General features: G+C 72.1%; 26 protein-coding genes and 1 pseudogene. 15 read left to right on the top strand and 12 right to left on the bottom strand.

Annotation, left to right across the window (positions count from 1 at the left end):
* The first annotated feature begins 170 nt into the window (after window positions 1-170).
* The 6 genes from ABZ098_RS20485 (at window position 171) to ABZ098_RS20460 (ending at window position 5,464) form a co-directional block, all read left to right on the top strand.
* The gene (locus tag ABZ098_RS20485; protein ID WP_356593083.1) at window positions 171-1,070 is read left to right on the top strand and encodes a segregation/condensation protein A; all 900 of its coding nucleotides are present in this window, start codon (window positions 171-173) and stop codon (window positions 1,068-1,070) included.
* Window positions 1,067-1,720, top strand: coding sequence for an SMC-Scp complex subunit ScpB (gene scpB, locus ABZ098_RS20480; protein ID WP_356593022.1), 654 nt, complete (start codon window positions 1,067-1,069; stop codon window positions 1,718-1,720). Before ABZ098_RS20485 ends, scpB begins: the two co-directional genes overlap by 4 nt.
* Complete coding sequence (locus tag ABZ098_RS20475; RefSeq protein ID WP_356593020.1) at window positions 1,720-2,862, top strand: pseudouridine synthase; 1,143 nt, start codon at window positions 1,720-1,722, stop codon at window positions 2,860-2,862. The genes scpB and ABZ098_RS20475 overlap by 1 nt, the downstream gene beginning before the upstream one ends.
* A gap of 260 nt (window positions 2,863-3,122) precedes the next feature.
* Window positions 3,123-3,656 carry a TIGR03086 family metal-binding protein gene (locus ABZ098_RS20470; protein WP_356593018.1) on the top strand — a complete coding sequence of 178 codons (534 nt, stop codon included), beginning with the start codon at window positions 3,123-3,125 and terminating at the stop codon, window positions 3,654-3,656.
* A gap of 78 nt (window positions 3,657-3,734) precedes the next feature.
* Window positions 3,735-4,451, top strand: coding sequence for an NUDIX domain-containing protein (locus ABZ098_RS20465; RefSeq protein WP_356593016.1), 717 nt, complete (start codon window positions 3,735-3,737; stop codon window positions 4,449-4,451).
* Window positions 4,448-5,464, top strand: a complete 1,017-nt coding sequence (locus tag ABZ098_RS20460) for an ADP-ribosylglycohydrolase family protein (protein ID WP_356593014.1) — start codon at window positions 4,448-4,450, stop codon at window positions 5,462-5,464. The genes ABZ098_RS20465 and ABZ098_RS20460 overlap by 4 nt, the downstream gene beginning before the upstream one ends.
* Window positions 5,465-5,499: 35 nt before the next feature.
* On the opposite strand, the gene ABZ098_RS20455 is transcribed toward ABZ098_RS20460, so the two are convergent.
* The 4 genes from ABZ098_RS20455 to ABZ098_RS20440 are packed head-to-tail and all read right to left on the bottom strand — an operon-like array spanning window position 5,500 to window position 7,733.
* The gene (locus tag ABZ098_RS20455) at window positions 5,500-6,000 is read right to left on the bottom strand and encodes a GNAT family N-acetyltransferase (RefSeq protein ID WP_356593012.1); all 501 of its coding nucleotides are present in this window, start codon (window positions 5,998-6,000) and stop codon (window positions 5,500-5,502) included.
* 39 nt (window positions 6,001-6,039) lie between these two features.
* Window positions 6,040-6,447 (bottom strand): Rieske (2Fe-2S) protein, encoded by a 408-nt coding sequence (locus ABZ098_RS20450; protein WP_356593010.1) that lies wholly within the window; start codon window positions 6,445-6,447, stop codon window positions 6,040-6,042.
* Window positions 6,444-7,025, bottom strand: coding sequence for a DUF6529 family protein (locus ABZ098_RS20445; RefSeq protein ID WP_356593008.1), 582 nt, complete (start codon window positions 7,023-7,025; stop codon window positions 6,444-6,446). Before ABZ098_RS20445 ends, ABZ098_RS20450 begins: the two co-directional genes overlap by 4 nt.
* 21 nt (window positions 7,026-7,046) lie before the next feature.
* Window positions 7,047-7,733, bottom strand: a complete 687-nt coding sequence (locus ABZ098_RS20440; RefSeq protein WP_356593006.1) for a hypothetical protein — start codon at window positions 7,731-7,733, stop codon at window positions 7,047-7,049.
* A gap of 232 nt (window positions 7,734-7,965) precedes the next feature.
* Here ABZ098_RS20440 and aroH point away from each other — a divergent pair, with 232 nt between their 5' ends.
* The 5 genes from aroH (at window position 7,966) to der (ending at window position 12,599) form a co-directional block, all read left to right on the top strand.
* Window positions 7,966-8,328, top strand: coding sequence for a chorismate mutase (aroH, locus tag ABZ098_RS20435; RefSeq protein ID WP_007381029.1), 363 nt, complete (start codon window positions 7,966-7,968; stop codon window positions 8,326-8,328).
* Entirely contained in the window at window positions 8,325-9,410 is a 1,086-nt protein-coding gene (locus ABZ098_RS20430) for a prephenate dehydrogenase (RefSeq protein WP_356593004.1), read from the top strand. Before aroH ends, ABZ098_RS20430 begins: the two co-directional genes overlap by 4 nt.
* 179 nt (window positions 9,411-9,589) lie before the next feature.
* A complete protein-coding gene (gene cmk / locus ABZ098_RS20425; protein WP_356593002.1) occupies window positions 9,590-10,276 on the top strand; it encodes a (d)CMP kinase in 687 nt (228 codons plus the stop codon).
* A gap of 53 nt (window positions 10,277-10,329) precedes the next feature.
* Window positions 10,330-10,917 carry a lysophospholipid acyltransferase family protein gene (locus tag ABZ098_RS20420; protein WP_356593081.1) on the top strand — a complete coding sequence of 196 codons (588 nt, stop codon included), beginning with the start codon at window positions 10,330-10,332 and terminating at the stop codon, window positions 10,915-10,917.
* Between the two features lie 200 nt (window positions 10,918-11,117).
* Window positions 11,118-12,599 (top strand): ribosome biogenesis GTPase Der, encoded by a 1,482-nt coding sequence (der, locus tag ABZ098_RS20415; protein ID WP_356592999.1) that lies wholly within the window; start codon window positions 11,118-11,120, stop codon window positions 12,597-12,599.
* Window positions 12,600-12,649: 50 nt separating this feature from the next.
* Here der and ABZ098_RS20410 read toward each other — a convergent pair whose 3' ends face one another.
* The 5 genes from ABZ098_RS20410 to ABZ098_RS20390 form a co-directional block, all read right to left on the bottom strand.
* Entirely contained in the window at window positions 12,650-12,973 is a 324-nt protein-coding gene (locus tag ABZ098_RS20410; RefSeq protein WP_356592997.1) for a hypothetical protein, read from the bottom strand.
* Window positions 12,974-13,034: 61 nt separating this feature from the next.
* Complete coding sequence (locus ABZ098_RS20405; protein ID WP_356592995.1) at window positions 13,035-13,817, bottom strand: hypothetical protein; 783 nt, start codon at window positions 13,815-13,817, stop codon at window positions 13,035-13,037.
* 330 nt (window positions 13,818-14,147) lie between these two features.
* Window positions 14,148-14,810: an ATP-binding cassette domain-containing protein gene (locus ABZ098_RS20400; RefSeq protein WP_356592993.1), complete on the bottom strand. Its 663-nt coding sequence runs from the start codon at window positions 14,808-14,810 to the stop codon at window positions 14,148-14,150.
* Complete coding sequence (locus ABZ098_RS20395; protein ID WP_356592991.1) at window positions 14,807-17,449, bottom strand: ATP-binding cassette domain-containing protein; 2,643 nt, start codon at window positions 17,447-17,449, stop codon at window positions 14,807-14,809. The genes ABZ098_RS20400 and ABZ098_RS20395 overlap by 4 nt, the downstream gene beginning before the upstream one ends.
* The gene (locus ABZ098_RS20390; protein WP_356592990.1) at window positions 17,449-17,925 is read right to left on the bottom strand and encodes a hypothetical protein; all 477 of its coding nucleotides are present in this window, start codon (window positions 17,923-17,925) and stop codon (window positions 17,449-17,451) included. The genes ABZ098_RS20395 and ABZ098_RS20390 overlap by 1 nt, the downstream gene beginning before the upstream one ends.
* A 111-nt stretch (window positions 17,926-18,036) precedes the next feature.
* On the opposite strand from ABZ098_RS20390, the gene ABZ098_RS20385 reads away from it, so the two are divergent.
* Together ABZ098_RS20385 and ABZ098_RS20380 are read left to right on the top strand one after the other, a co-directional pair.
* Window positions 18,037-18,597 (top strand): hypothetical protein, encoded by a 561-nt coding sequence (locus tag ABZ098_RS20385; RefSeq protein ID WP_356593079.1) that lies wholly within the window; start codon window positions 18,037-18,039, stop codon window positions 18,595-18,597.
* Window positions 18,566-19,861: an ABC transporter substrate-binding protein gene (locus ABZ098_RS20380; RefSeq protein ID WP_356592989.1), complete on the top strand. Its 1,296-nt coding sequence runs from the start codon at window positions 18,566-18,568 to the stop codon at window positions 19,859-19,861. The genes ABZ098_RS20385 and ABZ098_RS20380 overlap by 32 nt, the downstream gene beginning before the upstream one ends.
* Before the next feature lie 484 nt (window positions 19,862-20,345).
* Here the strand turns inward: ABZ098_RS20380 and ABZ098_RS20375 are convergent, their stop codons facing one another.
* The gene (locus tag ABZ098_RS20375; RefSeq protein ID WP_356592987.1) at window positions 20,346-21,500 is read right to left on the bottom strand and encodes an epoxide hydrolase family protein; all 1,155 of its coding nucleotides are present in this window, start codon (window positions 21,498-21,500) and stop codon (window positions 20,346-20,348) included.
* 62 nt (window positions 21,501-21,562) lie between these two features.
* Between ABZ098_RS20375 and ABZ098_RS20370 the strand changes: the two genes are divergently transcribed.
* Entirely contained in the window at window positions 21,563-22,615 is a 1,053-nt protein-coding gene (locus ABZ098_RS20370; protein ID WP_356592985.1) for a YafY family protein, read from the top strand.
* On the opposite strand, the pseudogene ctaD reads toward ABZ098_RS20370, so the two are convergent.
* Window positions 22,512-24,185 (bottom strand): annotated as a pseudogene (ctaD, locus tag ABZ098_RS20365) (cytochrome c oxidase subunit I); the annotation flags it as partial. The gene ABZ098_RS20370 and the pseudogene ctaD sit on opposite strands and share 104 nt — an antisense overlap.
* 366 nt (window positions 24,186-24,551) lie before the next feature.
* Here ctaD and ABZ098_RS20360 point away from each other — a divergent pair.
* Complete coding sequence (locus tag ABZ098_RS20360; RefSeq protein WP_069761195.1) at window positions 24,552-24,767, top strand: I78 family peptidase inhibitor; 216 nt, start codon at window positions 24,552-24,554, stop codon at window positions 24,765-24,767.
* A gap of 100 nt (window positions 24,768-24,867) precedes the next feature.
* Here the strand turns inward: ABZ098_RS20360 and ABZ098_RS20355 are convergent, their stop codons facing one another.
* Window positions 24,868-25,899 (bottom strand): phosphatase PAP2 family protein, encoded by a 1,032-nt coding sequence (locus tag ABZ098_RS20355; RefSeq protein ID WP_356592983.1) that lies wholly within the window; start codon window positions 25,897-25,899, stop codon window positions 24,868-24,870.
* Window positions 25,900-25,924: the final 25 nt, after the last annotated feature.

The raw sequence follows: 25,924 nt of genomic DNA, 5'->3' as shown, positions 1-25,924 counted from the left end.
CGGGGATCGAGCTCGCGGAAGCCGCACTCGCGGAGACCCAGGTCGCGGAGATCGAGCTTGCGGAGGCCGAGGCTGCCGAGGTTGAGGTCGCGGAGACCGGGCCTGCCACAGCCGGGGCCGCGTTGGTTGGGGCCGAGGGGACCGAGCTCGCGGAGGCCCAGGTCGCGGAGATCGAGCTCGCGACCGCCGAGGTCGCTGAGGCTGAAGCCGCTGGGGTCGGAGCCGCGGACGCCGAGGCCGTCCCCCAGGAAGGCGCCGAGTCCGACGGGGTCTTCAAGGTTCGGCTGGCCAACTTCGAGGGGCCCTTCGACCTTCTCCTCCAGCTCATCTCCAAGCACAAGCTGGACGTCACCGAGGTCGCGCTCTCCAAGGTCACCGACGAGTTCATGGCGTACATCCGGGCCATGGGGCCGGACTGGGACCTCGACGAGACGACCGAGTTCCTCGTCGTCGCCGCCACCCTGCTCGACCTGAAGGCGGCCCGGCTGCTGCCCGCCGCACAGGTGGAGGACGAGGCCGACCTGGCGCTCCTGGAGGCCCGGGACCTGCTCTTCGCCCGGCTGCTCCAGTACCGCGCCTACAAGCAGATCGCCGACATCTTCAACCGGCGGCTCGACGAGGAGGCCCGGCGCTACCCCCGTACCGTCGGACTCGAACCGCACCACGCCGACCTGCTGCCCGAGGTCGTCATCAGCATCGGGCCCGAGGGGTTCGCGAAGCTCGCCGTGAAGGCGATGCAGCCCAAGCCCAAGCCGCAGGTGTACGTCGACCACATCCACGCGCCCCTGGTGAGCGTCCAGGAGCAGGCGGGGATCGTGGTCGCCCGGCTCAGGGAGCTCGGTGAGGCCAGCTTCCGCCTGCTGGTGGAGGACGCCGACGGCACCCTGACCGTCGTGGCCCGTTTCCTGGCGCTGCTGGAGCTGTACCGGGAGAAGGCCGTGGCGCTGGACCAGGAGACCGCGCTCGGGGAGCTGGTCGTGCGGTGGACCGGTGGTGAGGGGGAGGCCGAGCCGGTGGTGACCGACGAGTTCGACCGACCGCCCGAGCCGCCCAAGGAGGACAAGGCGTGAGCGAGGAGACCACCGAGGCCCCGGCGGGAGCGCCGGGCGTCGCCGATCTCGATCTGAAGCCGGCCCTGGAGGCCGTCCTGATGGTCGTGGACGAGCCCGCGACCGAGGAGCACCTGTCGAAGATCCTGGAGCGGCCGAAGCGGCAGATCACCAGGGCGCTCAGGGAACTGGCGGGTGAGTACGCCGCTCAGGGGCGCGGCTTCGAGCTGCGGCATGTCGCCAACGGGTGGCGGTTCTACAGCCGGGCCGCGTACGCCCCGGCCGTGGAACGGTTCGTCCTCGACGGGCAGCAGGCCCGGCTCACCCAGGCGGCACTGGAGACGCTGGCGGTGGTCGCCTACCGCCAGCCGGTCAGCCGCAGCCGGGTCTCCGCGGTGCGCGGAGTGAACTGTGACGGTGTGATGCGCACCCTTCTCCAACGGGGTCTGGTCGCGGAGGCGGGCACGGAACCCGAAACAGGTGCGATCCTGTACGTGACGACGAACTACTTCCTGGAGCGGATGGGCCTGCGAGGTCTGGACGAGCTCCCGGAGCTCGCGCCCTTCCTCCCGGAGGCGGAGGCGATCGAGGCCGAGACCCAGGAAGCCGTACCGTCGTTCGATCCGGACGCCCCGGATTCCGAGGACGCAGACGACAAGACGGAACTTTGATGCGAAGCAGCAGCGGCAGGAACAGCAGCGGAAACAACGGCGGGAGCCGTGGTGGCAACAGCGGCGGCCGCGGTGGGAACAGCGGTGGTCGCGGCGGGAGCACCGGGGGGCGCGGCAACTACCGCGGCGCCGGGAACGACCGCGACGACAAGCAGGGCGGCCGGCCGAAGAAGCCCCGCCCCGAGGAGCGGCGCTACGACGTCGGCCCCGGCGCCTCCCCGGAGGGCCCGAAGTCGGGGCGCGGTGCCTCCGCGCGCGGCGGCGCCAAGGGCGGGCCGAAGCAGGGCCAGGGCACCGGGCGGGGCCGTTGGGTGCCGGCGACCTCCCGCGAGTACGAGGCGCGGGCCGAGGAGCGCAACCGGGAGCGGTACGCCGGCAAGAAGGACGTGAAGCTCCCCAAGACCTTCCCGGGCGCCGAGCAGGAGGGCGAGCGGCTCCAGAAGATCCTCGCGCGCGCGGGCTACGGCTCGCGGCGGGCCTGCGAGGAGCTCATCGAGCAGGCGCGGGTCGAGGTCAACGGCGAGATCGTGCTGGAGCAGGGCAAGCGGGTCGACCCGGAGAAGGACGAGGTCAGGGTCGACGGTCTGACCGTGGCGACGCAGTCGTACCAGTTCTTCGCGCTGAACAAGCCCGCCGGTGTGGTCTCGACGATGGAGGACAACGAGGGCCGGCAGTGCCTCGGCGACTACGTCACCAACCGTGAGACGCGCCTGTTCCACGTGGGACGGCTCGACACCGAGACCGAGGGCGTCATCCTGCTCACCAACCACGGCGAGCTGGCCCACCGGCTGACCCACCCCAAGTACGGCGTGAAGAAGGTCTACCTCGCGCACATCGTGGGCCCGATCCCGCGCGACCTGGGCAAGCAGCTCAAGGACGGCATCCAGTTGGAGGACGGGTACGCGAAGGCGGACCACTTCCGGGTCGTCGAGCAGACCGGCAAGAACTACCTCGTCGAGGTCACCCTTCACGAGGGGCGCAAGCACATCGTCCGCCGGATGCTCGCCGAGGCGGGCTTCCCCGTCGACAAGCTGGTGCGGGTCGCCTTCGGCCCCATCACCCTGGGCGACCAGAAGTCGGGCTGGCTGCGGCGGCTGTCCAACACCGAGGTCGGCATGCTGATGAAGGAAGTCGATCTGTAGGCGTCCCTGCCCACGCGCGTGTGTGCGGCCGGTTCCGGAATCCTCCGGAGCCGGCCGATGCGTTTTCGTCCCGCCGCCGGTCTGTACCGGTGACGGAGGGAGCGGGGATGGACGCGAGGAACGGCAACCGTGGCGAGAGGTGTCCGGCGGCGCTGGAGGGCCGTGTGCGGCCTTCGCGGCCCGGCGGGCTCCCGGTGGGCTCAGGAGGTGCGACTGAGGCCGCTGAGGGGCTGCTGGGGCGCGCTGGTGGAGGCGCGGTCATGAGCGCGGGGGAGTTGCTGGAGCGCTCGCTCGCCTACGCGCTGGGCAGTGTGGCGAGGGCGCAGGCGATGGGTCCGGGCAGGGGCACGCCGTGCGCCGAGTGGGATCTGGGCGAACTCCTTGAGCACCTCGACGACTCGCTGGACGCGTTGTACGAGGGGCTGAGCGGTGGGCGGATCGGACCGCTCCCGCAGGCCGACCGGGTCTGCGGTTTCCGTACGCGCGCGTGTGCCGTGCTCGGCGCGTGGGCCGCCGGGCCGCCCGCGGACGTGGTGGTGGGTGAACGCCCGCTGGACGTGCGGGTGATGGCCGCCGTCGGCGCCGTCGAGATCGCCGTGCACGGGTGGGACGTGGCCCGGTCCTGTGGTCGACCACGGCCCATCCCGGAGGGCCTCGCGGCCGAACTCCTGTCCGTCGCCCGGTGCGTGGTGGGGGAGGAGGACCGGGGCGTGCGGTTCGCCGCACCGGTCGCCGTACCGCCCGGCGCGCCCGCCGGGACACGACTGCTCGCCTTCCTGGGGCGGCACTCCTAGGGGCTTGTCGAACACTCCCGCCCCCTTTATAGTCGTGATGACTATTAGTCATGCTGACCATAAAGGGGGCGGACGCGAGTGGACTACGACAAGTACGCCCACGAACCCTTCGCCGTCACCGTCGACCTCGCCGTCCTCACCGTCGCCGAAGGCGCCCTGCACGTCCTGCTCGTGGAGCGGGGGCAGGAGCCGTACGCCGGGCACTGGGCGCTGCCCGGCGGGTTCCTGCACCCGGACGAGTCCGCGGAGACCGCGGCCCGGCGCGAACTCGCCGAGGAGACCGGGCTGTCGGACCTCTCCGGGCTGCATCTGGAGCAGCTCAGGACCTACAGCGAGCCCGACCGCGATCCCCGGATGCGGGTCGTCTCCGTCGCGTTCGCCGCACTGCTGCCCGACCCGCCCGAACCGCACGGCGGCAGTGACGCGGCCGACGCCCGCTGGGTGCCGTACGGCAAGGCGGGACCGCTCGCCTTCGACCACGACCGCATCCTGGCCGACGCACACGAACGCGTCGGCGCCAAGCTCGAGTACACCTGCCTCGCCACCGCCTTCTGCCCGCCCGAGTTCACCCTCGGCGAGCTCCAGCAGGTGTACGAGACCGTGTGGGGCACCGCCCTCGACCGGCCCAACTTCCGCCGCAAGGTGCTCGCCACGCCCGGCTTCGTCGAGGCCGTCCCCGGCGCCGCGCGGCTGACCGGCGGCCGCGGCAAACCGGCCGCGCTGTACCGCGCCGGATCGGCGACCACCCTGCACCCCCCTCTCCTCCGACCGTCCCCGGAAGGACGCCCCGCATGACGACCATCCTCACCAAGCGCGCCGCCACCGGCACCCTCGTCGGCCTCGCCCTCGGGGACGCCCTCGGCTTCCCGACCGAGTTCCACGACGTGCCGTCGATCCTCGCCAAGTGCGGGCCCTGGCGGGAGATGGAGTTGCCGAGGCCCGCGCTCGTCACCGACGACACCCAGATGACGCTGGCGCTGGGGAGAGGGCTGCGGGCGGCGATGGACCGGGGAGTGCTCGGGCCCGAGATGGCGGAGCCGGTCCGGCGGGAGTTCATCGCGTGGAACCGCTCCCCGGAGAACAACCGGGCCCCCGGCAACACCTGCCTGCGGGCCTGCGACCTGCTGGAGCGCACCGATCTGCCCTGGCAGCACGCCAGTCAGATCGGCTCCAAGGGCTGTGGCGCCAACATGCGGGTCGCGCCCGTCGGGCTCGTCCCCGGACTCAGCGACGAACAGCGCGCGGGCGCCGCCCAGTTGCAGTCCGCGCTCACCCACGGCCACCCGACGGCGCTCGCCGCGTCCGACCTCACCGCGCGTGCCGTACGGCTGCTCACCCAGGGCGCCGCGCCGGGTGAGCTGGTCGGGCTGCTGCGGTCGTACGCCCTGGCGAACCGGGGCCAGTACCACGAGCGTTGGCTCGGTGACCTGTGGACCAGGAGCCAGGACCCGACGCCCGGGCAGTTCATGGCGCGGGGCTGGGACGAGTGCCTGGCGGTCCTCGACCGGCTCGACGACGCCGTGCGCGGCGCCTCACCGGAGGAGGACCCGTGCCTGGCCACCGGGGCGGGCTGGATCGCCGAAGAGGCCCTGGCGACCGGGCTGTTGTGCTTCCTCCAGTTCCCGGACGAGCCGCTGACCGCCCTGCGGCGGGCCGCGTGCAGCTCCGGCGACTCCGACTCGATCGCCTGCCTCACCGGTGCCTTCGCGGGCGCCCACCTCGGAGCGGAGGCGTGGCCCGTCGAGTGGGCCGACCGGATCGAGTACGGCAGCGAACTGGTGACCCTCGGGGCGCTCTGGGACTCCTGACGCTTCAGCCGGTGGAGCGGGCAGGCCGGCGCGAGCTATTGCTGGAGTGGCAGGTCGCGCTGGTACCAGGTGCCCGGCTTGCCGCCGAGTTCGGCCGGGTTCGCCGGTCCGACCGGGGCGAACCCGGCCTTGACCAGTACCTTCCGGGACGCGACGTTCTCGTGGGAGGTGGCCGCCCGCAGTGTGTGCAGCCCGTACCGCGCCGCCGCCAGGCCGCACAACTCCAGCACGGTCGCGGTCGCCACGCCGTGACCGGCCACGTGCCGCGCGACCCGGTAGCCGAGCACGGCGGTACCGTCCTGGAGGTCGTACAGATTGAACCGGCCCAGGACCGAGCCGTCCTCGGCGACGAGCACGTGGAACACGCAGATGCCGGCCCCCTGCTCGGCCAGCAGGGACTCGAACCCGTCGGTGAACCGGTCGAAGTAGGCGTCGCCACGGTCGGAGACCGAGGCGGCGAAGTAGGCGCGGTTCGCCAACTCGAAAGCCAGGACCGCCGGAGCATGACCGGCGCGGAGCTGCTGCAACTCGGGCACCGCCCGACCCTACCCGGCCGGTGCGCCGGGGCTGGTGTCCTAAGCGAGCTCGATCGAGTCCCCGCTGACCTTGATCTGCTTCTCGGGCAGCGGCTGGTCCGCCGGCGGGTTGGCCACCGAGCCGTCGGTGATGTTGAACTTGCTGCCGTGGCAGGGGCAGTTGATGGTGCCGCCGGACACACCGGTCACCTGACAGCCCTGGTGGGTGCAGATGCTGGAGAAGGCCTTGAACTCGCCCTGCTTCGGCTGGGTGACGACGACCTTCTCGTCCTTGAAGATCTTCCCACCGCCGACCGGGATCTCGCTCGTCCTGGCCAGTTCGGTGCCGGCCTCCACCGAACTCGACCCGGAGTCGCTGTTCTCGTCGCCGTACTCGGCGCAGCCGACGGTCAGCGTGACCGCGCCCGTCGCGAGAAGGATCGTGCGCCGCGTCGGGCTGTGCGTCATGTCGTGACTCCGAAGGTGCGGAAGAACCAGAGGGCGGACGTCAGCCAGAGGATCGTGAGCGTGGTGAAGACGAGTCCGCCGACGATCGGCAGCAGCCACCCGGGAAGTCGCTCCGAACGGAGCAGCAGCATCTTGGCACTGAAGACCCCGAAGAAGAAGCAACCCAGGAGGGAGTGCCACAGAACGCGTGATTCGTACGACTGGAAGCCCAGCGCGTACAGGCAGTGCACCGCGACCGGCACCGCGACGAGGAACGCCGCGCGGCCGGACCAGCGGTGCAAGGTCGAGGACCAACGGGGGCCGGGCAGCCTGCCGTACACCATCAGTGCCGACACGAGCTGCACGAGCGCGAAGAGGAACGCGACCGTCGCGAGCCATGACTTCACCGCGCCGGTGCTGCTGAAGCCGGCGAGGTTGAAGGCCGTCCCCGCCGGGTCGTGGACCTTGCCGTAGGCGCCCAGGGCGACCGCCACCGCGGCGGCGACCAGGGCCGGGACCAGATAGCGGGCGGCGCCGGGGCCGCGCTCGGGTTCGGGTGAGGGCCAGCTCTGCGTGGCCGCGTTCGGGTCGACGGTCATGATCGGCTCCCTCGGGCGAGGTCAGGGGGTTACCGGGCGGGCCGTGAGCTGCTGTCCGTCGACCGTCACCGCACCGGTCTCCGGGTCGATCTCGGGTGCCGGGGACGGCTTGCCGTCACGCTTGAGGATGCCGACCTGTTCACCGTCCGGCAGCACGATCCAGCCGCCCTCGATCCTCGCGCCGGCCACGCTGGCGTTCGCCCGGTAGAGCCCGGACGACTTCTTCGACCTGCCGAGGGTGAAGGTGTGGCTCCCGCTGCCGACGCGGGCCGTGCCGCGGATCTCCTGGGCGCCCTTCACCTTGCCGTCCAGGCGCGCGTCGCCCTTGCCGGTGAGCCGCAGGCTGCCGTCGTCCTCGACATCGCCCTGGAGCCACGACTCCACGTTGCGGCCGTCGCAGACGTACGCGATCGCCTTGTCGTCGCGCACGGTGATCGCGACCGCCGAGGAGTCGTCGTCGGTACGGCCCGTGTAGACGCCCTCGGGCACGGCGGTCCGGGGCCGGGTCGGGGACGGGCTGGGCGGCGTGGACGACTGTGCCGGGGCGGCGCTCGGTGACGCCTTGGTGCCGGCCGAGGGCTTCCCGGAGGCCGGCGGCTTCACGTACGACGACGTGGCCTTCTCCCCCGTGGTGGCGTTGAGCGCGAGCATGAACAGACCGACCAGCAATCCCGCGAGCAGTGTCAGCAGCGGTCCGGAACGCTTCATGAAAGGGGCCTCCCCCGAGGCGAGTTTCCTGTCATCAGAGCGGACCCGGGGCCCCGAGTCCAGAGGCGCACGGGTGTGTTTTCACCCCAAGTAGCGGAACTGCGACATTCGGGTGACATTGGCACGGTCCGGGAGGTCGTCTCAGGAGGCGGGCGCCGCGCACCCTCCCCACACCGGCTGACTAGGCTGGTCGGACGAAGAGCCAGGTCGTACATCAGCAAGGAGCAATGCCGTGGCGGTACGAGCGGTCCGGGGCGCCGTCCAACTCGAACAGGACGAGGCCGGCCACATGGACGAGCAGGTCGGAGCGCTGCTCACCGCCATCATGGAGCGGAACGAGCTGACCGCGGACGACCTGATCAGCATCTGGTTCACGGCCACGCCCGACCTCCACAGCGACTTCCCGGCGGCCGCGGCCCGCAAGCTCGGCATCGTCGACGTACCCCTGATCTGCGCGCAGGAGCTGGACATCGAGGGCGCCATGCCCCGTGTCGTCCGCGTCCTCGCGCACATCGAGTCCGACCGGCCCCGCGCCGACATCGCGCACGTCTACCTCGGCGCCGCGGCGGCCCTGCGCAAGGACATCGCCCAGTGAGGACCGCACTCGTCATCGGGACCGGGCTCATCGGGACGTCCGCCGCCCTGGCGCTGGCAGGACGGGGAGTCACCGTCCACCTCGCCGACCACGACCCCGAGCAGGCCCGCACGGCCGCCGCGCTCGGCGCGGGCACGGACGAGGCACCCGAGGGACCCGTGGACCTCGCGATCGTCGCCGCGCCGCCCGCCCATGTGGCCGGGGTGCTCGCCGACGCCCTGCGGCGGGGCGTGGCCCGCGGGTACATCGACGTGGCCAGCGTGAAGGGCGGCCCCCGGCGGGAACTGGAGGCGCTGGGCCTCGACCTGTCCTCGTACATCGGCACGCATCCGATGTCCGGGCGGGAGAAGTCCGGGCCGCTGGCCGCCTCCGCGGACCTCTTCGAGGGCCGGCCCTGGGTGCTCACCCCCACCAGGGACACCGACACCGAGGTGCTGAACCTCGCGCTGGAGCTGGTATCGCACTGCCGCGCGGTGCCGGTGGTCATGGACGCCGACGCCCACGACCGTGCCGTGGCGCTCGTCTCGCACATGCCCCACCTGGTCTCCAGCATGGTCGCCGCGCGCCTGGAGCACGCCGAGGAGGCCGCCGTACGGCTGTGCGGCCAGGGGATCCGGGACGTGACCCGGATCGCCGCGTCCGACCCCGGGATGTGGATCGACATCCTCTCCGCGAACCCGGGGCCGGTGGCCGATCTGCTCACCGACCTCGCGGGGGACCTGGAGGAGACCGTGCGGGCCCTGCGGGCGCTCCAGTCCGCCGACGAGGCCAAGCGCGGCGAGGGCACGTCCGGGATCGAGGACATGCTGCGGCGGGGGAACGCGGGACAGGTGCGGGTGCCCGGCAAGCACGGGTCCGCTCCTCGGGTCTACGAGGTCGTGGCCGTGCTCATCGACGACCAGCCGGGCCAGCTCGCCCGGATCTTCGCGGACGCCGGGCGGGCCGGGGTCAACATCGAGGACGTACGCATCGAGCACGCGACCGGGCAGCAGGCCGGTCTGGTGCAGTTGATGGTCGAGCCGTCGGCCGCGCCCGTACTGGCGGCGTCGCTGCGGGAGCGGGGCTGGGCCATCCGGCAGTAGGGGGCGCGCAAAGCCGCCGCCCCTGTCCGGTCCGGACCGGCGTCCAGGAGACGCGTGGTCCGGCCGGACCGGCCCCGACGAGACGCGTCCGGACGAGTGACGCGCACCCAGTAACCTTGTGCGGGGCACAGTCGCGCCCCCACACCACTCGCCAGACCGCACCCGAAAGGTGTCCCCCCGTGGAAAACGGCGCCGCCCAGCCCGTGATTGTCGCCATAGACGGCCCCTCCGGCACGGGCAAGTCGAGCACCTCGAAGGCCGTCGCCGCGCAGCTCGGGCTGAGCTACCTGGACACCGGGGCCCAGTACCGCGCGATCACCTGGTGGATGGTGACCAACGGGATCGACATCGACGACCCGACCGCGATCGCGGCCGTGGCGGGGAAGGCGGAGATCGTCTCCGGCACCGACCCGCAGAACCCGACGATCACGGTGGACGGGACCGACGTGGCCGGTCCGATCCGCGGCCAGGAGGTCACCTCCAAGGTCAGCGCCGTGAGCGCGGTACCCGAGGTGCGGGCCCGGATCACCGAGCTCCAGCGGTCGATCGCGACCTCCGCCGAGAAGGGCATCGTCGTCGAGGGCCGGGACATCGGTACGACCGTGCTGCCCGACGCCGACCTCAAGATCTTCCTCACCGCCTCGCCGGAGGCCCGCGCCGCCCGTCGCAGCGGGGAGCTCAAGAGCGCCGACGTCCAGGCCACCCGGGAGGCCCTGATCAAGCGGGACGCGGCCGACTCCAGCCGGAAGACCTCGCCGCTCGCCAAGGCGGACGACGCGGTCGAGGTGGACACCACCGAGCTCACCCTCGCGCAGGTCATCGAGTGTGTCGTGACCCTCGTCGAGGAGAAGCGGGCCGGGAAGTGACCGTTCCGTCGGAGAAGGGCGCCGACGTCGGCCGGCGCATCGGCGTCGGGCTGATGTACGGCCTGTGGAAGCCCCGGGTGCTCGGCGCCTGGCGGATGCCCGCGACCGGGCCCGCGATCCTCGCCGTCAACCACTCCCACATGATCGACGGCCCGATGGTCATGGGCGTGTCACCCCGGCCGACGCACTTCCTGATCAAGAAGGAGGCGTTCGTGGGGCCGCTGGATCCCTTCCTGACCGCCATCGGACAGGTCAAGGTGGACCGCTCGGGCGCCGACCGCGGGGCGATCACGCGGGCGCTCGACGTCCTCAAGGCCGGCGGGGTCCTCGGCATCTTCCCGGAGGGCACCCGGGGCGAGGGCGACTTCGCCTCCCTGCGCGCCGGGCTCGCGTACTTCGCGGTGCGCAGCGGAGCGCCGGTCGTCCCGGTCGCGGTGCTGGGAAGCTCCGAGAAGCCGGGACGGTTGATAAAGGGGCTGCCTCCGCTGCGCAGCCGCGTCGACGTCGTCTACGGCGACCCTTTCGAGGCCGGCGACGGCAGCGGACGGCGGACACGCAAGGCGCTCGACGAGGCGACCGAGCGCATCCAGAAGCAGCTGAGCAGTCACCTGGAAAACGCCAGGCGCCTGACCGGGCGCTAGGGCCTGTCCGGCGGATCAGGCCGGCTGCGAGGTACGGTACTTCGGCAGCCCACACGAGAACGCGGCAGATGTGCGTGCCAGGGCCCGCGACGCCGGCATGGTCCGCCGGACAGGCCCTGGGCGACACTGAGTAGTGGATCAATCCGGCGAAAAGGGCCGGGTGGTCCACCGATCACCACGATGAACGAGGTACGGACTTCATGAACGACCACATCCACTCCGAGGGCTCGGGCGAGGAGCACGACCACGGGGCGCTTGGCGATGCCGAGTACGCGGAGTTCATGGAGCTCGCCGCGGAAGAGGGCTTCGACCTCGAGGACGTCGAGGGTGCCATCGAGGCGGCCGGCCACGGTCCGCTGCCCGTGCTCGCCGTCGTCGGGCGACCCAATGTCGGCAAGTCGACCCTGGTGAACCGCATCATCGGGCGCCGCGAGGCCGTCGTCGAGGACAAGCCCGGTGTCACCCGGGACCGCGTCACCTACGAGGCCGAGTGGGCGGGGCGCCGCTTCAAGGTCGTCGACACCGGCGGCTGGGAGCAGGACGTCCTCGGCATCGACGCCTCCGTGGCCGCGCAGGCCGAGTACGCCATCGAGGCCGCCGACGCCGTCGTGTTCGTCGTCGACGCCAAGGTCGGCGCCACCGACACCGACGAGGCGGTCGTACGGCTGCTGCGCAAGGCCGGCAAGCCCGTGGTGCTGTGCGCCAACAAGGTCGACGGGCCGAGCGGGGAGGCCGACGCCTCGTACCTCTGGTCCCTCGGGCTCGGCGAGCCGCACCCCGTCTCCGCGCTGCACGGCCGGGGCACCGGCGACATGCTGGACGCCGTCCTGGAGGCGCTGCCGGAGGCGCCCGAGCAGAGCTTCGGCGGTACCGGGATCGGCGGTCCCCGCCGGATCGCGCTGATCGGCCGCCCGAATGTCGGCAAGTCCTCGCTGCTGAACAAGGTCGCCGGCGAGGAGCGGGTCGTCGTCAACGAGATGGCCGGCACCACCCGCGACCCGGTCGACGAGCTGATCGAACTCGGCGGTGTCACCTGGAAGTTCGTCGACACCGCGGGCATCCGCAAGCGGGTCCACCTCCAGCAGGGCGCCGACTACTACGCCTCGCTGCGCACCGCCGCCGCCGTCGAGAAGGCCGAGGTGGCGGTCATCCTGATCGACGGCTCCGAGTCCATCTCGGTCCAGGACCAGCGGATCGTCACCATGGCCGTCGAGGCGGGCCGCGCGATCGTCATCGCCTACAACAAGTGGGACACCCTCGACGAGGAGCGCCGCTACTACCTGGAGCGGGAGATCGAGACCGAGCTCGGCCAGGTCGCCTGGGCGCCGCGCGTCAACGTCTCCGCGCGTACCGGCCGGCACATGGAGAAGCTGGTGCCCGCGATCGAGACGGCGCTGGCGGGCTGGGAGACGCGGGTCCCGACCGGCCGCCTCAACGCCTTCCTCGGCGAGCTGGTCGCCGCCCACCCGCACCCGATCCGGGGCGGCAAGCAGCCGCGCATCCTCTTCGGCACCCAGGCCGGCACCAAGCCGCCGCGGTTCGTGCTCTTCGCCTCCGGGTTCATCGAGGCGGGCTACCGGCGCTTCATCGAGCGCCGGCTGCGCGAGGAGTTCGGCTTCGAGGGCACCCCGATCCACATCTCGGTGCGGGTGCGCGAGAAGCGTGGCGCGAAGAAGAAGTGACGTACGCATGAGGAAGGGCGGCCCCCGCGGGGGCCGCCCTTCCTCATGCGTCAGTTCCCTCTGCGTGGACCGGGTGGCAGCGCCGCCGGGACGTGGCGCATCCCGGTGTGCTGCTGCCCGACGTGTCCCACCCGCTGCCACTGCGACTGCTGGCGGGCGCTGAACGCCCCCGCGCTGTAGGCGCTGTACGAGCTGCTGAACGAGCCCGAGGCGTGCGGGATGTTCCCGAACGCGGTGAAGCCCAGCTCCTCCTCGCCGCTGCGGTCACCCGGCAGCGAACGGAAGGTCTTGACGTACTCGGAGTAGAGCGCGTCGTAGATCGGCGTGGCCGATGGTCCGCCGGAGAACCGGCGCGGAGCGTCGTATGGGTGCACGTATGTCCAAACGACACCGGGACCTCGGGGATGCGGTTCGCCGTGATCCTTCAGCCGGTCCTCACGTGCCCGCGAGCGGCATCGCGGCCGCGACCAGCTTGCCGTTGGCCGCGGCCTTGTCCAGCGCGTCCCGCAGCAGGTCCTCGCGGGGCTGCCGTCCGATCGACCCCACCGGCGCGGCGAACATCAGCACCTGCTGGTGCTTGTTGGCGGCGGCCCGCCAGCTCTCCGTCACCTGGAGCGGCTGGTGCGCCTGCCACCAGGCCACCGGCTGCCCGCCGTTCGGCGACGGCTGGAGCACCGCGTGCAGTTGCCCCACCGCCAGCAGCACCGACCACCCGTGCAGCACCGACGGCACCGACTCGATCGCCGTCAGCGGCATGAACCCCTGCTCGATCAGCAGCGGCAGGAAGTCGTCACCGCGTCCCGTCGCGCCCGGCCGCGCGATCGGCCCGGTCGGCTCCACGACCAGCGCCGGGTGCAACTCCCCGGCGATCAGGACGAGTCCGCTGGTCACCCCGAGCACCGCCTGCTCGGGTACGACCTTGTCCGGGTCCAGGTCGACGGTGTCACCGGTGATGGACTTCACCGCGCCCTGGAGCTGCTCCTCGGTGACCTGGACGACCTGGGAGGGCAGGCAGGTGGCGTGGGCGAAGGCCAGGACGGCGGTCTCGTCACCGATGAACAGGACGGTGCTGGTGCGCTCCTGTTCGGAGTCGCCCTGGGTGCGGCAGGACGTGCAGTCGTAGCTGCCGGGGGCGTTCTCTCCGGCGAGCAGCCGGTCGGCTTCTTCGTCGCCGATCTCAGCGCGTACCTCGTCGCTGACGTCGAGCATGCGCGGCACGGGTGGCTCCCTCGGGAAGTGGTGCGTGGCGGGACCGGGTGGCTCCCGGCCCGTGAACCGGGTGGGTCCCGGGCTCATGAAGGAGACAACGGGCGATCTGGGCGCAAGTCACGCTCCACGGCGAACGGAATCGAACCAACGACAGCGGGGGGTCGCAGGTCGTGCGGAATCCGGCACTCCCCGTCAATTCCTGGCAAGGGTAAGGGAGTTGGTCGCGTGAAGTGGCTCATGGATCGGCATGGCGCTTGGTCGACAAATCAGGAAATCAGGGAATGAAGTGGGTGGCCGGAATTCGCCGTTACCCTCGCCCCGGCGCGTACGGGGCGGTGGTCAGGGCCGCCGCCCCGGCCTCAGCTCCGCCGCCTCTCCGCCGAACACGACCGCGCCGCGCCGCAGTTCGTACACGATCGCCGTCCGGCCGTGCAGCGCGGGCGGGAGCCGCTGTTCGGCCACGACCACGCACGCCTCCAGTGCGCCGAGGAGTTCGTACGTACGGGCCGCGACCGCGGGGGACATGCCCTGCGCGGGTTCGTCGACGAGGACCACACGCGCGCGTGCCAGGAGGGCCCGGGACAGGGCGAGCATGCGCTGCTCGCCGCCGGAGAGGGTGCCGGCGCGGCGGGGGAGCAGGGGGGCGAGCTGCGGGTAGGCGTCCAGGGCAGGGTCGGGGGTGGGGGAGGCGAGTTCGAGGTTCTCGCGGACGGTGAGGGTGCCGAACACCGCCCGGCGCTCGGGGACCAGGCACAGACCGCGCCGGGCCCGCTCGTACGCCGGTAGGCGGGTCACGTCGACGCCGTCCCACACCACGCTGCCGCCGGTGAGCGGCACTGTCCCCGCCAGGGCGCGCAGTGCCGTCGTGCGGCCGGAGCCGTTGCGCCCCAGCAGGACGGTGAGGCCGGGACCGGGGGCGGTGAGCGTGATGCCGTGCAGGGCCTCCAAGGGGCCGTAGCGCACGCGCGCGTGGCGCAGGGAGATGGCCGTCCTCGCTGTCATACGGCGGTCTCCCGGGCGTCGAGCGCGTCCAGCACGTGGGCCGGGGGGCCGGAGGCGACGACGCGGCCCGCGGCCATGACGTGCACGACGTCCGCGAGGTCGGCGACGAGGTCGAGGTCGTGCTCGACGACCAGGAGGGCGGTGCCGTCCGCCGCGAGAGCCCTGAGAACGCGGGCCAGGGCGGTCACCTCGGCGGTGTCCAGACCGGCGGCGGGTTCGTCGAGGAGCAGGACGCCGGGGGAGCCGGCGAGGGCTCGGGCGAGTTCCACTCGGCGGAGGGTGCCGGTGGGGAGGTCGGCGGCGGGGGTGTTGCGCAGGGGGCCGTTCAGATCGAACAGTCTCAGCGCGCGGTCCAGCGCGGTCGGGTCGGGGACGTGACCCTGTTCCGCGCCCACCTGGACGTTCTCGGCCACCGTCAACGTGGGGAAGACGGCGAGTTGTTGGAAGGTGCGGGCGATGCCGAGGCGGGTGCGGGCGTGGGGCGAGAGGTGGGTGATGTCCCGGTCGCCGTAACGGACTTGGCCGTGGGAGGGGTGGAGCGTGCCTGACAGGCAGTGGAAGAGAGTGGACTTTCCGGCTCCGTTGGGGCCGATGATCGCGGTGATTCTGCCGGGCGGGACGGTCAGATCGACTCCGGCGAGGGCGGTGAAGCCGTCATAGCGGGCGTGGAGGTCGTGGGTGGTGAGGACGGGCCGGGCTTCGGCCGGGTTCGTGTTCCCGCCCGCACCACCCGTACCGCTTGGGTGGTCGGGTTCGGCATCCTCGACGGGCGCCGGCGCGCCGAGGGACGCGTGCAGGCGTCGTCCCACCTCGGCTCCCAGCGGGGTCAGGACTGCCGGACTGCTCGGCCTCAGCCGCCCCGCCACCGCCCGCACCGCCTCGTACGGGCCCCCGGGGAAACGCCCGACCAGCACCGCCAGCACCCCGATCAGCGCCGCGGCAACCCCTCCCCGGGCGCCCGCGTCCAGGCCGACCAGCAGGGCGGCCGCCGCCAGGGCGCCCAGGGTGCTGTCGGCGCCCAGGACGACCACCGCGGCGAACCAGAGGAGGCCGCGGACGGGGTCGTAGGCGGTGGGGTCGAAGGCGCGCAGGCCCATGCCGAGCATCCCGCCGCCCAGCGCGGCCAGCGCGGCGCCCGCGACGAAGGCGAGCAGCTTCAGGGCGGGGACCCGGACGCCCGCCGCCGAGGCGCCGGACTCGTGGTCGCGCAGGGCGGCCAGGGCCCGGCCCGTGCGGCCTCTGCGCAGCGCGTGGGTGGCCAGCAGGGCGAGCGCGAGCAGGGCGAGCTCCAGGACGTAGTACGCCCGGTCCCCGTCGAAGCCCTCGGGGCGGTCCAGGGACAGCCCGGACGTGGCGTAAGGCTGGGCGAAGACGAAGCGGCTCACGCCGACGCCGACCGCGAAGGTCGCGAGGGCCAGCGCGAGGCCCCGGCGGCTGATCGCGGGCCAGCCGGTCAGCAGGCCCAGGGGAGCCACCAGGGCCACCGCCAGCGCCAGCGCGGCCAGTTCCGGCAGACGGGGCAGGCCCGGGAAGCGGCCCGCCGCCAGCAGGGCCGTGAACAGGGCGCCCAGGCCCGCGTAGGCCGCTTGCCCGAGGGAGAGCTGGCCGCCCCTGCCGGTCACGACCACCAGGGAGAGCAGCACCACGCCCAGCGCCGGGACCTGGACCGACGTGTGCAGGTCCGAGCCCGCGAAGCCCAGCGGCAGCAGGAACAGCACGACCGCGACGATCCACGCGCCCTGAGGCGTGGGCACGCGCGCGGTGGCCGTCCGCGGGAGCACGTCCCGGGTGCCGACGCGGGGAAGCGCCAGGGCCGCGACGAGGAGGGCCACGACGAACAGGTTCGCCCCCACCGCCTGGAGCAAGGGTTCGCGCCAGCCCGACGGGTGCAGCCGGGTCAGCTGGCTCTGCCCGACCCCGATGGCCAGCGCCACCCCCACCGCCACGGGCAGGCTGCGCATCCGCGCGGCCACCGCGACCGCCACCACCTCCATGACGAGCAGGGGCAGCCCGTACGGGTCCAGCCGGACGTAGGGGGCCAGCAGGACGCCCGTCAGGCCCGCCGTGAACGACCCGAACGCCCAGCCGGCCGCCGCCACCCGGTCGGCGTCGATCCCGCCGAGCACGGCCAGCCCGCGGTCGTCCACGACGGCCCGCAGCTCCCGTCCGAAGCGCGTCCAACGCACCACCGCGCCGACGCCCGCCGCCAGGACCAGGGCCACCGCGAGCTGCCCCCACGGGTCCGCCGACACCAGCTCCGGGGCGTCGTCCCGGGCACCCTGGCCCCACAGCAGCGCGGCCCCGCCCACCAGCAGCACGAACACACCGATGGACGCCACCAGGGTCTGGGCCGGATCGCCGCCCAGGACGGCCAGCGGCCGGAAGACGAAACGCTCCAGCACCACGCCCAGGGCAGGTGCCAGGACCAGAAGCGTCGCCGCCGCCCCGGCCCACAGCGGCCAGCCCCACTCGACCACGCACTGCCGCAGCACGTACGCGCACACCATCGCGATCGCCCCGTGCGCGAAGTTCAGCACCCCGGTCGCGCGGTACGTCACGATCAGACCGATCCCGGTGAGCGCGGCCGCGCCGCCGACCGACAACCCGGCGAGGGTCAGGTCGTAGGTCAGCGACGACATCAGTCGGTTTCCTCGACGGGCTCGCAGATCGGACAGGGGCCCAGCTCACCGCTCGCCAGCAGCTTGGCGTCCACCGGGACCGACTCCACCTTCCCGGCGACCAGCGGACAGTCCGCGCGATGCCAGAGGGTGCCGCCGGGCACCATCAGCAGGTCCCCGCTGACCGCCAGGGGCGCGTCGGCCGCCGTACCGGACTCCTCGGCCCCGCCGGGCTCCACGGCGACCAGGAGGCCGTACAGCTCCTCCACGCGCGCGGCGGCGAGCGCGCCCCGGCCGTGGGTCAGGAGCACCGCCCCGGCGACGATCAGCGCGCCGCCGGGCACCGTGCAGGAGGCGAGGTAGGGCAGCTGCCGCTCGGCGAAACGCTCGCCCGAGACGCCGTACCAGCCGAGGACGCACAGCACCGCGCCCGCGGCGAGCGCGGCCCAGCCGGCCCACAGGACGGGGTGCACGGTCCGCAGTCGGGCTGTCCGCATCTCTGGCTCCCACATGTCGCATGCCTGTCCATGTAAGCCAATCGCTTGCACTATGCCTTCTTGAAGCTGACCCTGAAAGCACCGGGCGCGCATGGCCCGGACCGACACCCGGTGGTGAGCCAGATGGTTCTCGGGAGCGACCGCACATGGGGGAACGGCAGCCGGGGGCTGGTGGCGGTGGGATTCGCCCTCGCCGTGGCCCTCACGGCGTGCAGCGACGACAGCGGCGGCGGCAGCGAGAGCCCGCCGCCGACGCCGTCCGTGGAACGGAGCACGCCGTCCGCGGCACCGTCGCCGAGCGGCCCCGCCGACGCGGCAGCCGCCCAGCGCGAGATCAAGACGAACTGGGAGAAGTTCTTCGACCCGAAGACCTCCACCAAGGACAAGCAGGCCGTCCTGGAGAACGGCGACGAGATGGGCCCGGTGCTCCAGGCCTTCAGCGGTGACCAGCGCGGCGGACAGGTGCGGGCGAAGGTCACCAAGGTCGCGTTCACCGGGCCGACCGCGGCCGACGTGACGTACACCCTGATGCTGAACGGCGCCACCGCCCTGCCGGACGCCTCCGGGACGGCGGTCGAACAGGGCGACACCTGGAAGGTGTCGGTCAACACCCTGTGCGCGCTGGTCCAGTTGAGCGGCAATGCCACGGCGTCGGCTCTTCCGGGCTGCTGAGGCCGCCCTCGCGGTCCTGCTGCTCGCGTCGGCCACGGCGTGCGGCAGCAGGCTGCCGGAGAGCGACTTCGAGCACCGCGAACGGGCGACCCACGCCCAGGACAGCACCCCGATCCGCGTGGGCATCCTCACCAGCGCCACCAGCCCGGTCGGCGGCAGCGCCTTCACCGGCCCGCGCGACGGCGCCAAGGCCTACTTCGAGCGGCTCAACGCGCGCGGGGGCCTCGACGGCCGCCGCGTCGAGGTGCGCGAGTGCGACGACGGCGGCAGCGGGGTCGGCAACAACACCTGTGTGCACCGGCTGATCGACGAGGACAAGGTGGTCGCCCTGGTCGCCACCACCGCCCTCGACTACGCGGGCGCCTCCCGCGTCTCCCACGCGCGCGTGCCCGACATCGGCGGCCAGCCCATCGGCGCCGCCTACGACACCTGGCCGCACCTCTACGGCATCTACGGCAGCCTCGCGCCCCGGGACGGCACGACCGGCTGGGACGGGAAGCAGTACGGCGGCACCGAGGTCTACCGCTACTTCAAGCGCGAGCACGGGGCCCGCACGGCCGCCGTCGTCTCCTACAACCAGGCCGCGTCCGCCGCCTACGCCCGGCTCGTCGAGCAGGGGCTGCGGGCCGAGGGCTACAAGGTCGTCACCGAACAGGTCGACTTCGCGCTGCCCAACTTCCGTGCCGTGGCGGCCGACCTGAAGGAGCAGGGCGCCGACCTGGTCTTCGACGCCGTCGACGGCCACGGCAACGCCCGGCTCTGCGAGGCGATGGACGCGGCCGGCGTCGAGGTCACCGCCAAGGTCACCAACGTGCAGAACTGGACGTCCACCGTCCCCGATGACTACGAGGACGCCCCGCGCTGCCGCAACGCCCTGTGGGCCACCGGCTCCAGCCGCAACTTCGAGGACACCGGCAACGCGGCCGTACGGGAGTTCAGGGACGCCACGAAGGGCCTCAGGACGCACTCCCAGTGGCAGTTGGAGGGGTGGGCAGCCGCGATGTGGTTCACGGACGCCGCGAAGTCCTGTGCGCCTGAAGGCGTCACGCGCGCGTGCGTCGACGCCTACGTGAACCGCGGCGGCCGGGACTACACCGCGGACGGCCTGCTCGTCCCCGTCCGGTTCGAGCGCCTGGCCGAGCCGCCGAAGTCCCGCAGGACCTGTCTGTCGGTGGCCCGCTGGCAGGACGGCCGGGGCTGGGTCTCCCAGGGCGACATGAACCGCACGTGCTTCGACGTTCCGCAACTGCCCTATCAGCAGTGAGTCACCGGATCCAGCGCAATGGGGGTGTCCGACGGTCTGACCGGACACCATGAACCACGGGAAAACCATGCCCGCCGGGCCGGGCGCACGGCCGCGCGCCGACTGTGTCGCCGACTCCGCGGGGCACGGTCGCCCTGCCCGAGGGCCGCTGGGAGGCGTACGCGTGCGTGGCCGACGACGAGCCGCCGCGCCTCGCGCCCGGCGCCACCGACCTGCGCGCGCTCGGCGCCCGCGGGCGGCTGTACGGCACCGGTCTCGCCCTCGGCGGCTACGCGGAGGTGCGCCCCCGGCACTCCCCGGGCCCCGGCCGCCACCGCGAAGTCGTGGTGGACGACGTCCGGTTCGGCTCCTCGGTGGCGTACGCGGCGCTCGGGCCCGGGGGCTGGGACCTGGGGCTGCGGCCGCACGGCGAGAGCGGACCGCGGGTGCGGATCGCGCGGCTGCTCGACGACATCGCCGACGAGAAGCCCGTGTTCACTGCCCGTCACCGCAGTGAGCCGAAGAACTCCCTGATGTCACCGGCCAGCAGCTCGGGCACCTCCAGGGCCGCGAAATGGCCGCCGCGGTCGAACTCCGTCCAGCGGACGACGGTGTTGGCCTGCTCGGCCCAGCGGCGGATCGCCACGTCCTCGCCGAAGTTGGCCACCGCGGTCGGCACCCCGGAGGTCTGCGTCGGGAACCAGTCCGGCACATGGCTGTTCTCGTAGTACATGCGGGCCGCGGAGCCGGCGGTGCCGGTCAGCCAGTACAGCATCACGTTGGTGAGCAGGGTGTCCCGGTCGACCGCGTCCTCCGGCAGCGCGGCCGAGGAGTGCGTCCACGCCTGGAACTTCTCCATGATCCAGGCCAGTTGGCCGACCGGCGAGTCGGTGAGGCCGTAGGACAGGGTCTGCGGGCGGGTCGACTGGAGGGCGTTGTAGCCGAAGCCGTCCGTGGTGAAGTCGGCGATGCTCGCGAGGCTCCTCAGCTCACGGTCGCTCAGTCCCTCACGGGCCTCCTCGTCGACCGGGCCGAGCGGGATGAAGCCGACCGAGGCGGCGTTCACGTGGACGCCGACCACGGACTCTGGCGCGACCCGGGCCAGCGCGGGGGAGATCAGCGCGCCGAGGTCGCCGCCCTGGGCGCCGTAGCGCTCGTAGCCGAGCCTGCGCATCAGCTCCGCCCAGGCGCGGGCGACCCGGTTGACGTTCCAGCCCTTGGCGCGGGTGGGACCGGAGAAGCCGAAGCCCGGGATGGACGGGATCACCAGGTGGAAGTCCTCGCTCAGCGAGCCGATCACCCCGAGGAACTCCACGATCGACCCCGGCCAGCCGTGCGTCAGGACCAGCGGGAGCGCGTCCGGGCGGGTGGAGCGGATGTGCAGGAAGTGCACCTGGGCGCCGTCGATCCCGGTGACGAACTGCGGGAGTTCGTTGAGGGCGGCCTCGTGCTTGCGCCAGTCGTAGGCGCCGCGCCAGTACGCGGCGAGGTCGCGGAGGTACGGCAGGGAGGCGCCGTACTCCCAGCCCGCGTCCGGCAGTTCGTCCGGCCAGCGGGTGAGGTCCAGGCGGGTGTGCAGGTCGTCGAGCTGCGCCTGCGGGATGTCGATCCGGAAGGGACGGATCTCACGGTTCTCTGCGGTCGCGCTGTTGTCTGCCATGAGCCCAAGGTAGGAGGGCTTGCGGACAGCTGCTGTCCGCGATGGCTGGCAGACTCGGCGTCATGTTGGAGACCTCGGCACGACTCCTGCGCCTGCTCTCGCTCCTGCAGGCCCACCGCGAATGGTCCGGCGCCGACCTCGCCGACCGGCTCGGCGTCACCCCGCGCACCGTGCGCCGGGACGTGGACCGGCTGCGCGAGCTCGGCTACCCCGTCAACGCCAGCCCCGGCACCGGCGGCGGTTACCAGCTCGGCGCGGGTGCCGAGCTGCCCCCGCTGCTCCTGGACGACGACGAGGCCGTCGCGGTCGCCGTCGGTCTGCGCACGGCCGCGGGACAGGGCATCGAGGGCATCGGCGAGACCTCGGTGCGGGCTCTCGCCAAGCTGGAACAGGTCCTGCCGAGCAGGCTGCGCCGCCGGGTGGGCGCCCTGAACGCCTTCACCGTGCCGATGCTCCGCGGCCCGCAACCCGATGCCGTCGACCCCGCCGTCCTCACCGAGCTGGCCAACCTCTGCCGGGACGCCGAGCGCCTGCGCTTCGAGTACAGCGACCACGGCGGCGCCGCCAGCCGCCGTACCGTCGAACCGCACCGCCTGGTGTGCAGCGAACGGCGCTGGTACCTGGTCGCCTGGGACCTCGACCGGGACGACTGGCGGACCTTCCGCGCGGACCGGATCACCCCGAAGCCGCCGCACGGGCCCCGGTTCGCGCCGCGCACCCCGCCCGCCGAGGACCTCGCCGCCTACGTCTCGCGGGGCGTCTCCACGCGCGCGTACGCCTCGCACGCGGTCGTGCGGCTGCTGGTGTCCAAGGAGCGGGCCGCCGAGCGGATCTCACCGAGCGCCGGGGTCCTGGAGGCGGAGGGGCCCGACAGCTGCGTCCTGCGCACCGGGGCGTCGAGCCTGGAGGTGATGGTGATCCACGTGATGATGACGGGCTTCGACTTCGAGGTGCTGGAGCCTGCCGAGCTGACCGAGGCGATCAGGACGGCTCACGACCGCCTCGCTCGCTCGCTTGCTCGCTCTTCGGCTCGGGCTGCGAAGTCAGCGCCGCGTACTCCGGATGGTGCAGGTCGAACGCCGGGGACTCGGAGCGGACCTTGGGCAGCGTCGTGAAGTTGTGGCGCGGCGGCGGGCAGGAGGTGGCCCACTCCAGGGAGCGGCCGAAGCCCCAGGGGTCGTCGGTCTCCACCGGCACGCCGTACTTGGCGGTCTTCCAGACGTTGTAGAGGAACGGCAGCGTCGAGGCGCCGAGCAGGAACGCGCCGATCGTCGAGATGGTGTTCAGGGCCGTGAAGCCGTCCGCCGCGAGATAGTCGGCGTAGCGGCGGGGCATGCCCTCGGCACCGAGCCAGTGCTGGACCAGGAACGTGGTGTGGAAGCCCACGAACAGCGTCCAGAACTGGATCTTGCCGAGCCGCTCGTCGAGCATCTTCCCGGTGAACTTCGGCCACCAGAAGTACAGCCCCCCGAAGACCGCGAAGACGACCGTGCCGAACACGACGTAGTGGAAGTGCGCCACCACGAAGTAGGTGTCCGAGACGTGGAAGTCCAGCGGTGGCGAGGCCAGGATCACCCCGGTCAGACCCCCGAACAGGAAGGTCACCAGGAAGCCGCACGCCCACAGCATCGGTGTCTCGAAGGACAGCGAGCCCTTCATCATGGTGCCGATCCAGTTGAAGAACTTCACGCCCGTGGGCACGGCGATGAGGAACGTCATGAAGGCGAAGAACGGCAGCAGCACCGCGCCGGTCACGAACATGTGGTGCGCCCACACCACCACGGACAGACCGGTGATCGCCATCGTCGCGCCGACCAGTGTCAGGTAGCCGAAGAGCGGCTTGCGGCTGAAGACCGGAAGGATCTCCGTGATGATCCCGAAGAACGGCAGCGCGATGATGTACACCTCGGGGTGCCCGAAGAACCAGAACAGGTGCTGCCACAGCAGTGCCCCGCCGTTGTCCGCCTCGAAGACCTGTGAGCCGAAGCGCCGGTCGGCCTCCAGGACCAGCAGCGCGGCCGCGAGCACCGGGAACGCCAGCAGGATCAGGATCGACGTGAACAGCGTGTTCCAGGTGAAGATCGGCATCCGGAACATGGTCATGCCGGGCGCGCGCATCCCGATGATCGTGGTGATGAAGTTGACCGCGCCGAGGATCGTGCCGAAGCCGGCCAGCGCGAGGCCCATGATCCACAGGTCGGGGCCGACGCCGGGGGAGTGCGCCGAGTTGTTCAGCGGCGCGTAGGCGAACCAGCCGAAGGCGGCCGGACCGGACGGCACGAGCAGCGACCCCATCACGATCAGGCCGCCGAACAGGAAGAACCAGTACGACAGCATGTTCAGCCGTGGGAACGCCACGTCCGGGGCGCCGATCTGCAGCGGCATCAGCTCGTTGGCGAAGCCCGCGAAGCTGGGCGTCGCGAACAGCAGCAGCATGATCGTGCCGTGCAGCGTGAAGAGCTGGTTGAACTGCTGGTTGTCCACGATCTGGAGTCCCGGTCGGGCGAGTTCCGCGCGCATCAGCAGCGCCATGACCCCGCCGACCAGGAAGAACACGAACGACGTGATCAGATAGAGGTGACCGATCTTCTTGTGGTCGGTGGTGGTCAGCCAGTCCACGATCAGCCGCCCGTGCCGCCTGGTCCGCACGGGTCGTGCCGTCGCCTGCACGGTCTGCGTCCCCATTGCTCGCCCCTTCGCTCGGCTCACGCCATGATGCTCGCGCCGTCGTGCGCGGCGACAGGGGGCGTAAGGGGGTTCTGTGCCGGAACCGTGTATTTCCTATGCGGTGTCAGCCTGTGTGGCCCTGTCCGAAATCGGTGGGCAAAGGGGCCCGGGCCAGTTCTCGGACAAGCCTTCTCGCAGCGCATTCGCAGAAGTCGTACGACACGCGGGAATTGCGTTCGAATACGCGCGGAAGGACTAGGGGAACGCCCGTCCGTGTGACGGAGTGCGAGGGAAACGGGTGGCGGGATCCTGTGACAGAAGCGTGACAGGGGGCGGGCGTGATCCGGACTTCCGCGGCCGCCGGGCAGGGCCTAGCGTGGCCGTATGGCATCCATTCCGACACCGCCCGCCGAACCCCAGGACAGCCCCGACACCTACGTCGGCCTCGACTCCGCCGCCGCCGAGCGGACCGCGCGTGAGCGGGGCTGGTCGACGGTCCGGTCGCTTCCGCCGGGGGCGATCATCACGATGGAGTACCGCGCGGGCCGGCTGAACTTCGAGGTGAAGGACGGCCGCGTGGCGCGGGCCTGGAAGGGCTGAATTGCATGGGACGGGCCCCGGATCCCTGACAGGGATCCGGGGCCCGTCCCATGCCCGGGGTGGTGGTGCGTACCGGCCCCGTCGGCTGGGTGGCGCGGGATCAGCCGCCGGTCACCGGCCGGGTGGCCGGGGACGTCGTACCGCGCATGATCCGGTCCGGGTGCGGGGGCCGGCGGCTGCCGGCCGGGGTGACCGGGGTGCGCTCCGAGCGGGTGGTGTGCGGGCCCGGCGCCAGATAGGCCGGTGACCTGGGGCCGCGCGCCGGAGGGGTGGCCTCGCGGGCCGCCGTCTCGTTCTGCGGGGCCGTGAGCGGCTTGAGGCGGGCGGGCGCGGGCGCCGTGACGGGGGTGACGGGGGCCGGGGCCTTGACGCCGCCGCGGGCCCGCCAGCGGTCGCGCAGGTCGAAGGCGTAGTCCTCGGTGCGGGCGATCAGCGGCTCGAACCAGGGCAGCGCGAGCAGGATCAGCAGACCCGCCACCCAGCCCAGCAGGACGTCGCTCAGCCAGTGCGTACCGAGGTAGACGGTGGCCATGCCGACGCCCAGCGAGGTCACCGCGGAGATCGCGGACAGCCAGCGGCGGGCCCTCGGGGTGGAGGCCAGATAGGCCAGGATTCCCCAGGTCACCACGGCGTTGGCGGTGTGGCCGCTGGGAAATATATCGCCGCCCAGGCCCATCTCGTTCGAGCCGATGACGGTCGCGTAGTGCGGTCCGAGCCTTCCCATGCCGTACTTGGCGGCGCCGACCGTGATGTTCAGCAGCAGCAGCGAGGCGCCCAGGGTCAGCAGCGGGCGCAGGGTGTGCTGCCGCCAGGAACGCCAGCCCAGCCAGGCCGCGACCATCACCGCGGTCGGGCCGCGCTGGCCCAGAACCACGTAGTAGTCGACGAACCAGTGGATGGACGCCCACTGCTGGTACGGCCGGAAGAACATGACCTGCCAGTCGAGGCGGACCAGCCACGAGGTGGTCACCACCAGCCACACGATCGCCAGGTAGAACGCCAGGGCGGCGACCACGAGGACGGTCCGGTGGCGGCTCGCCCGCGGCACGCTGAGGTGGGCCGGCCGTTCCAGCTCACGGTCCAGCCTGGCGAACACCCGGTCCAGACGGGTGGGGTTTCGTTCGGTACGCACCCAATCGACGTTACAGCGAGTGAGC

It is taken from the genome of Streptomyces sp. NPDC006335 (assembly GCF_040612795.1).
Lineage (GTDB): Bacteria > Actinomycetota > Actinomycetes > Streptomycetales > Streptomycetaceae > Streptomyces.
Note: the sequence above shows the minus strand (reverse complement) of the source record. Positions and strands in the feature narration are given on the sequence as shown.

Coding starts and splice junctions, on each gene's coding strand:
- ABZ098_RS20390 (WP_356592990.1), bottom strand. CDS start 17,925: ATGCGGACAGCCCGACTGCGGACCGTGCACCCCGTCCTGTGGGCCGGC.
- ABZ098_RS20475 (WP_356593020.1), top strand. CDS start 1,720: ATGCGAAGCAGCAGCGGCAGGAACAGCAGCGGAAACAACGGCGGGAGC.
- ABZ098_RS20470 (WP_356593018.1), top strand. CDS start 3,123: ATGAGCGCGGGGGAGTTGCTGGAGCGCTCGCTCGCCTACGCGCTGGGC.
- ABZ098_RS20440 (WP_356593006.1), bottom strand. CDS start 7,733: ATGAAGCGTTCCGGACCGCTGCTGACACTGCTCGCGGGATTGCTGGTC.
- ABZ098_RS20420 (WP_356593081.1), top strand. CDS start 10,330: ATGTACGGCCTGTGGAAGCCCCGGGTGCTCGGCGCCTGGCGGATGCCC.
- ABZ098_RS20380 (WP_356592989.1), top strand. CDS start 18,566: ATGCCACGGCGTCGGCTCTTCCGGGCTGCTGAGGCCGCCCTCGCGGTC.
- der (WP_356592999.1), top strand. CDS start 11,118: ATGAACGACCACATCCACTCCGAGGGCTCGGGCGAGGAGCACGACCAC.
- ABZ098_RS20395 (WP_356592991.1), bottom strand. CDS start 17,449: ATGTCGTCGCTGACCTACGACCTGACCCTCGCCGGGTTGTCGGTCGGC.
- ABZ098_RS20460 (WP_356593014.1), top strand. CDS start 4,448: ATGACGACCATCCTCACCAAGCGCGCCGCCACCGGCACCCTCGTCGGC.
- ABZ098_RS20370 (WP_356592985.1), top strand. CDS start 21,563: ATGTTGGAGACCTCGGCACGACTCCTGCGCCTGCTCTCGCTCCTGCAG.
- ABZ098_RS20450 (WP_356593010.1), bottom strand. CDS start 6,447: ATGACGCACAGCCCGACGCGGCGCACGATCCTTCTCGCGACGGGCGCG.
- ABZ098_RS20360 (WP_069761195.1), top strand. CDS start 24,552: ATGGCATCCATTCCGACACCGCCCGCCGAACCCCAGGACAGCCCCGAC.
- ABZ098_RS20375 (WP_356592987.1), bottom strand. CDS start 21,500: ATGGCAGACAACAGCGCGACCGCAGAGAACCGTGAGATCCGTCCCTTC.
- ABZ098_RS20400 (WP_356592993.1), bottom strand. CDS start 14,810: ATGACAGCGAGGACGGCCATCTCCCTGCGCCACGCGCGCGTGCGCTAC.
- ABZ098_RS20445 (WP_356593008.1), bottom strand. CDS start 7,025: ATGACCGTCGACCCGAACGCGGCCACGCAGAGCTGGCCCTCACCCGAA.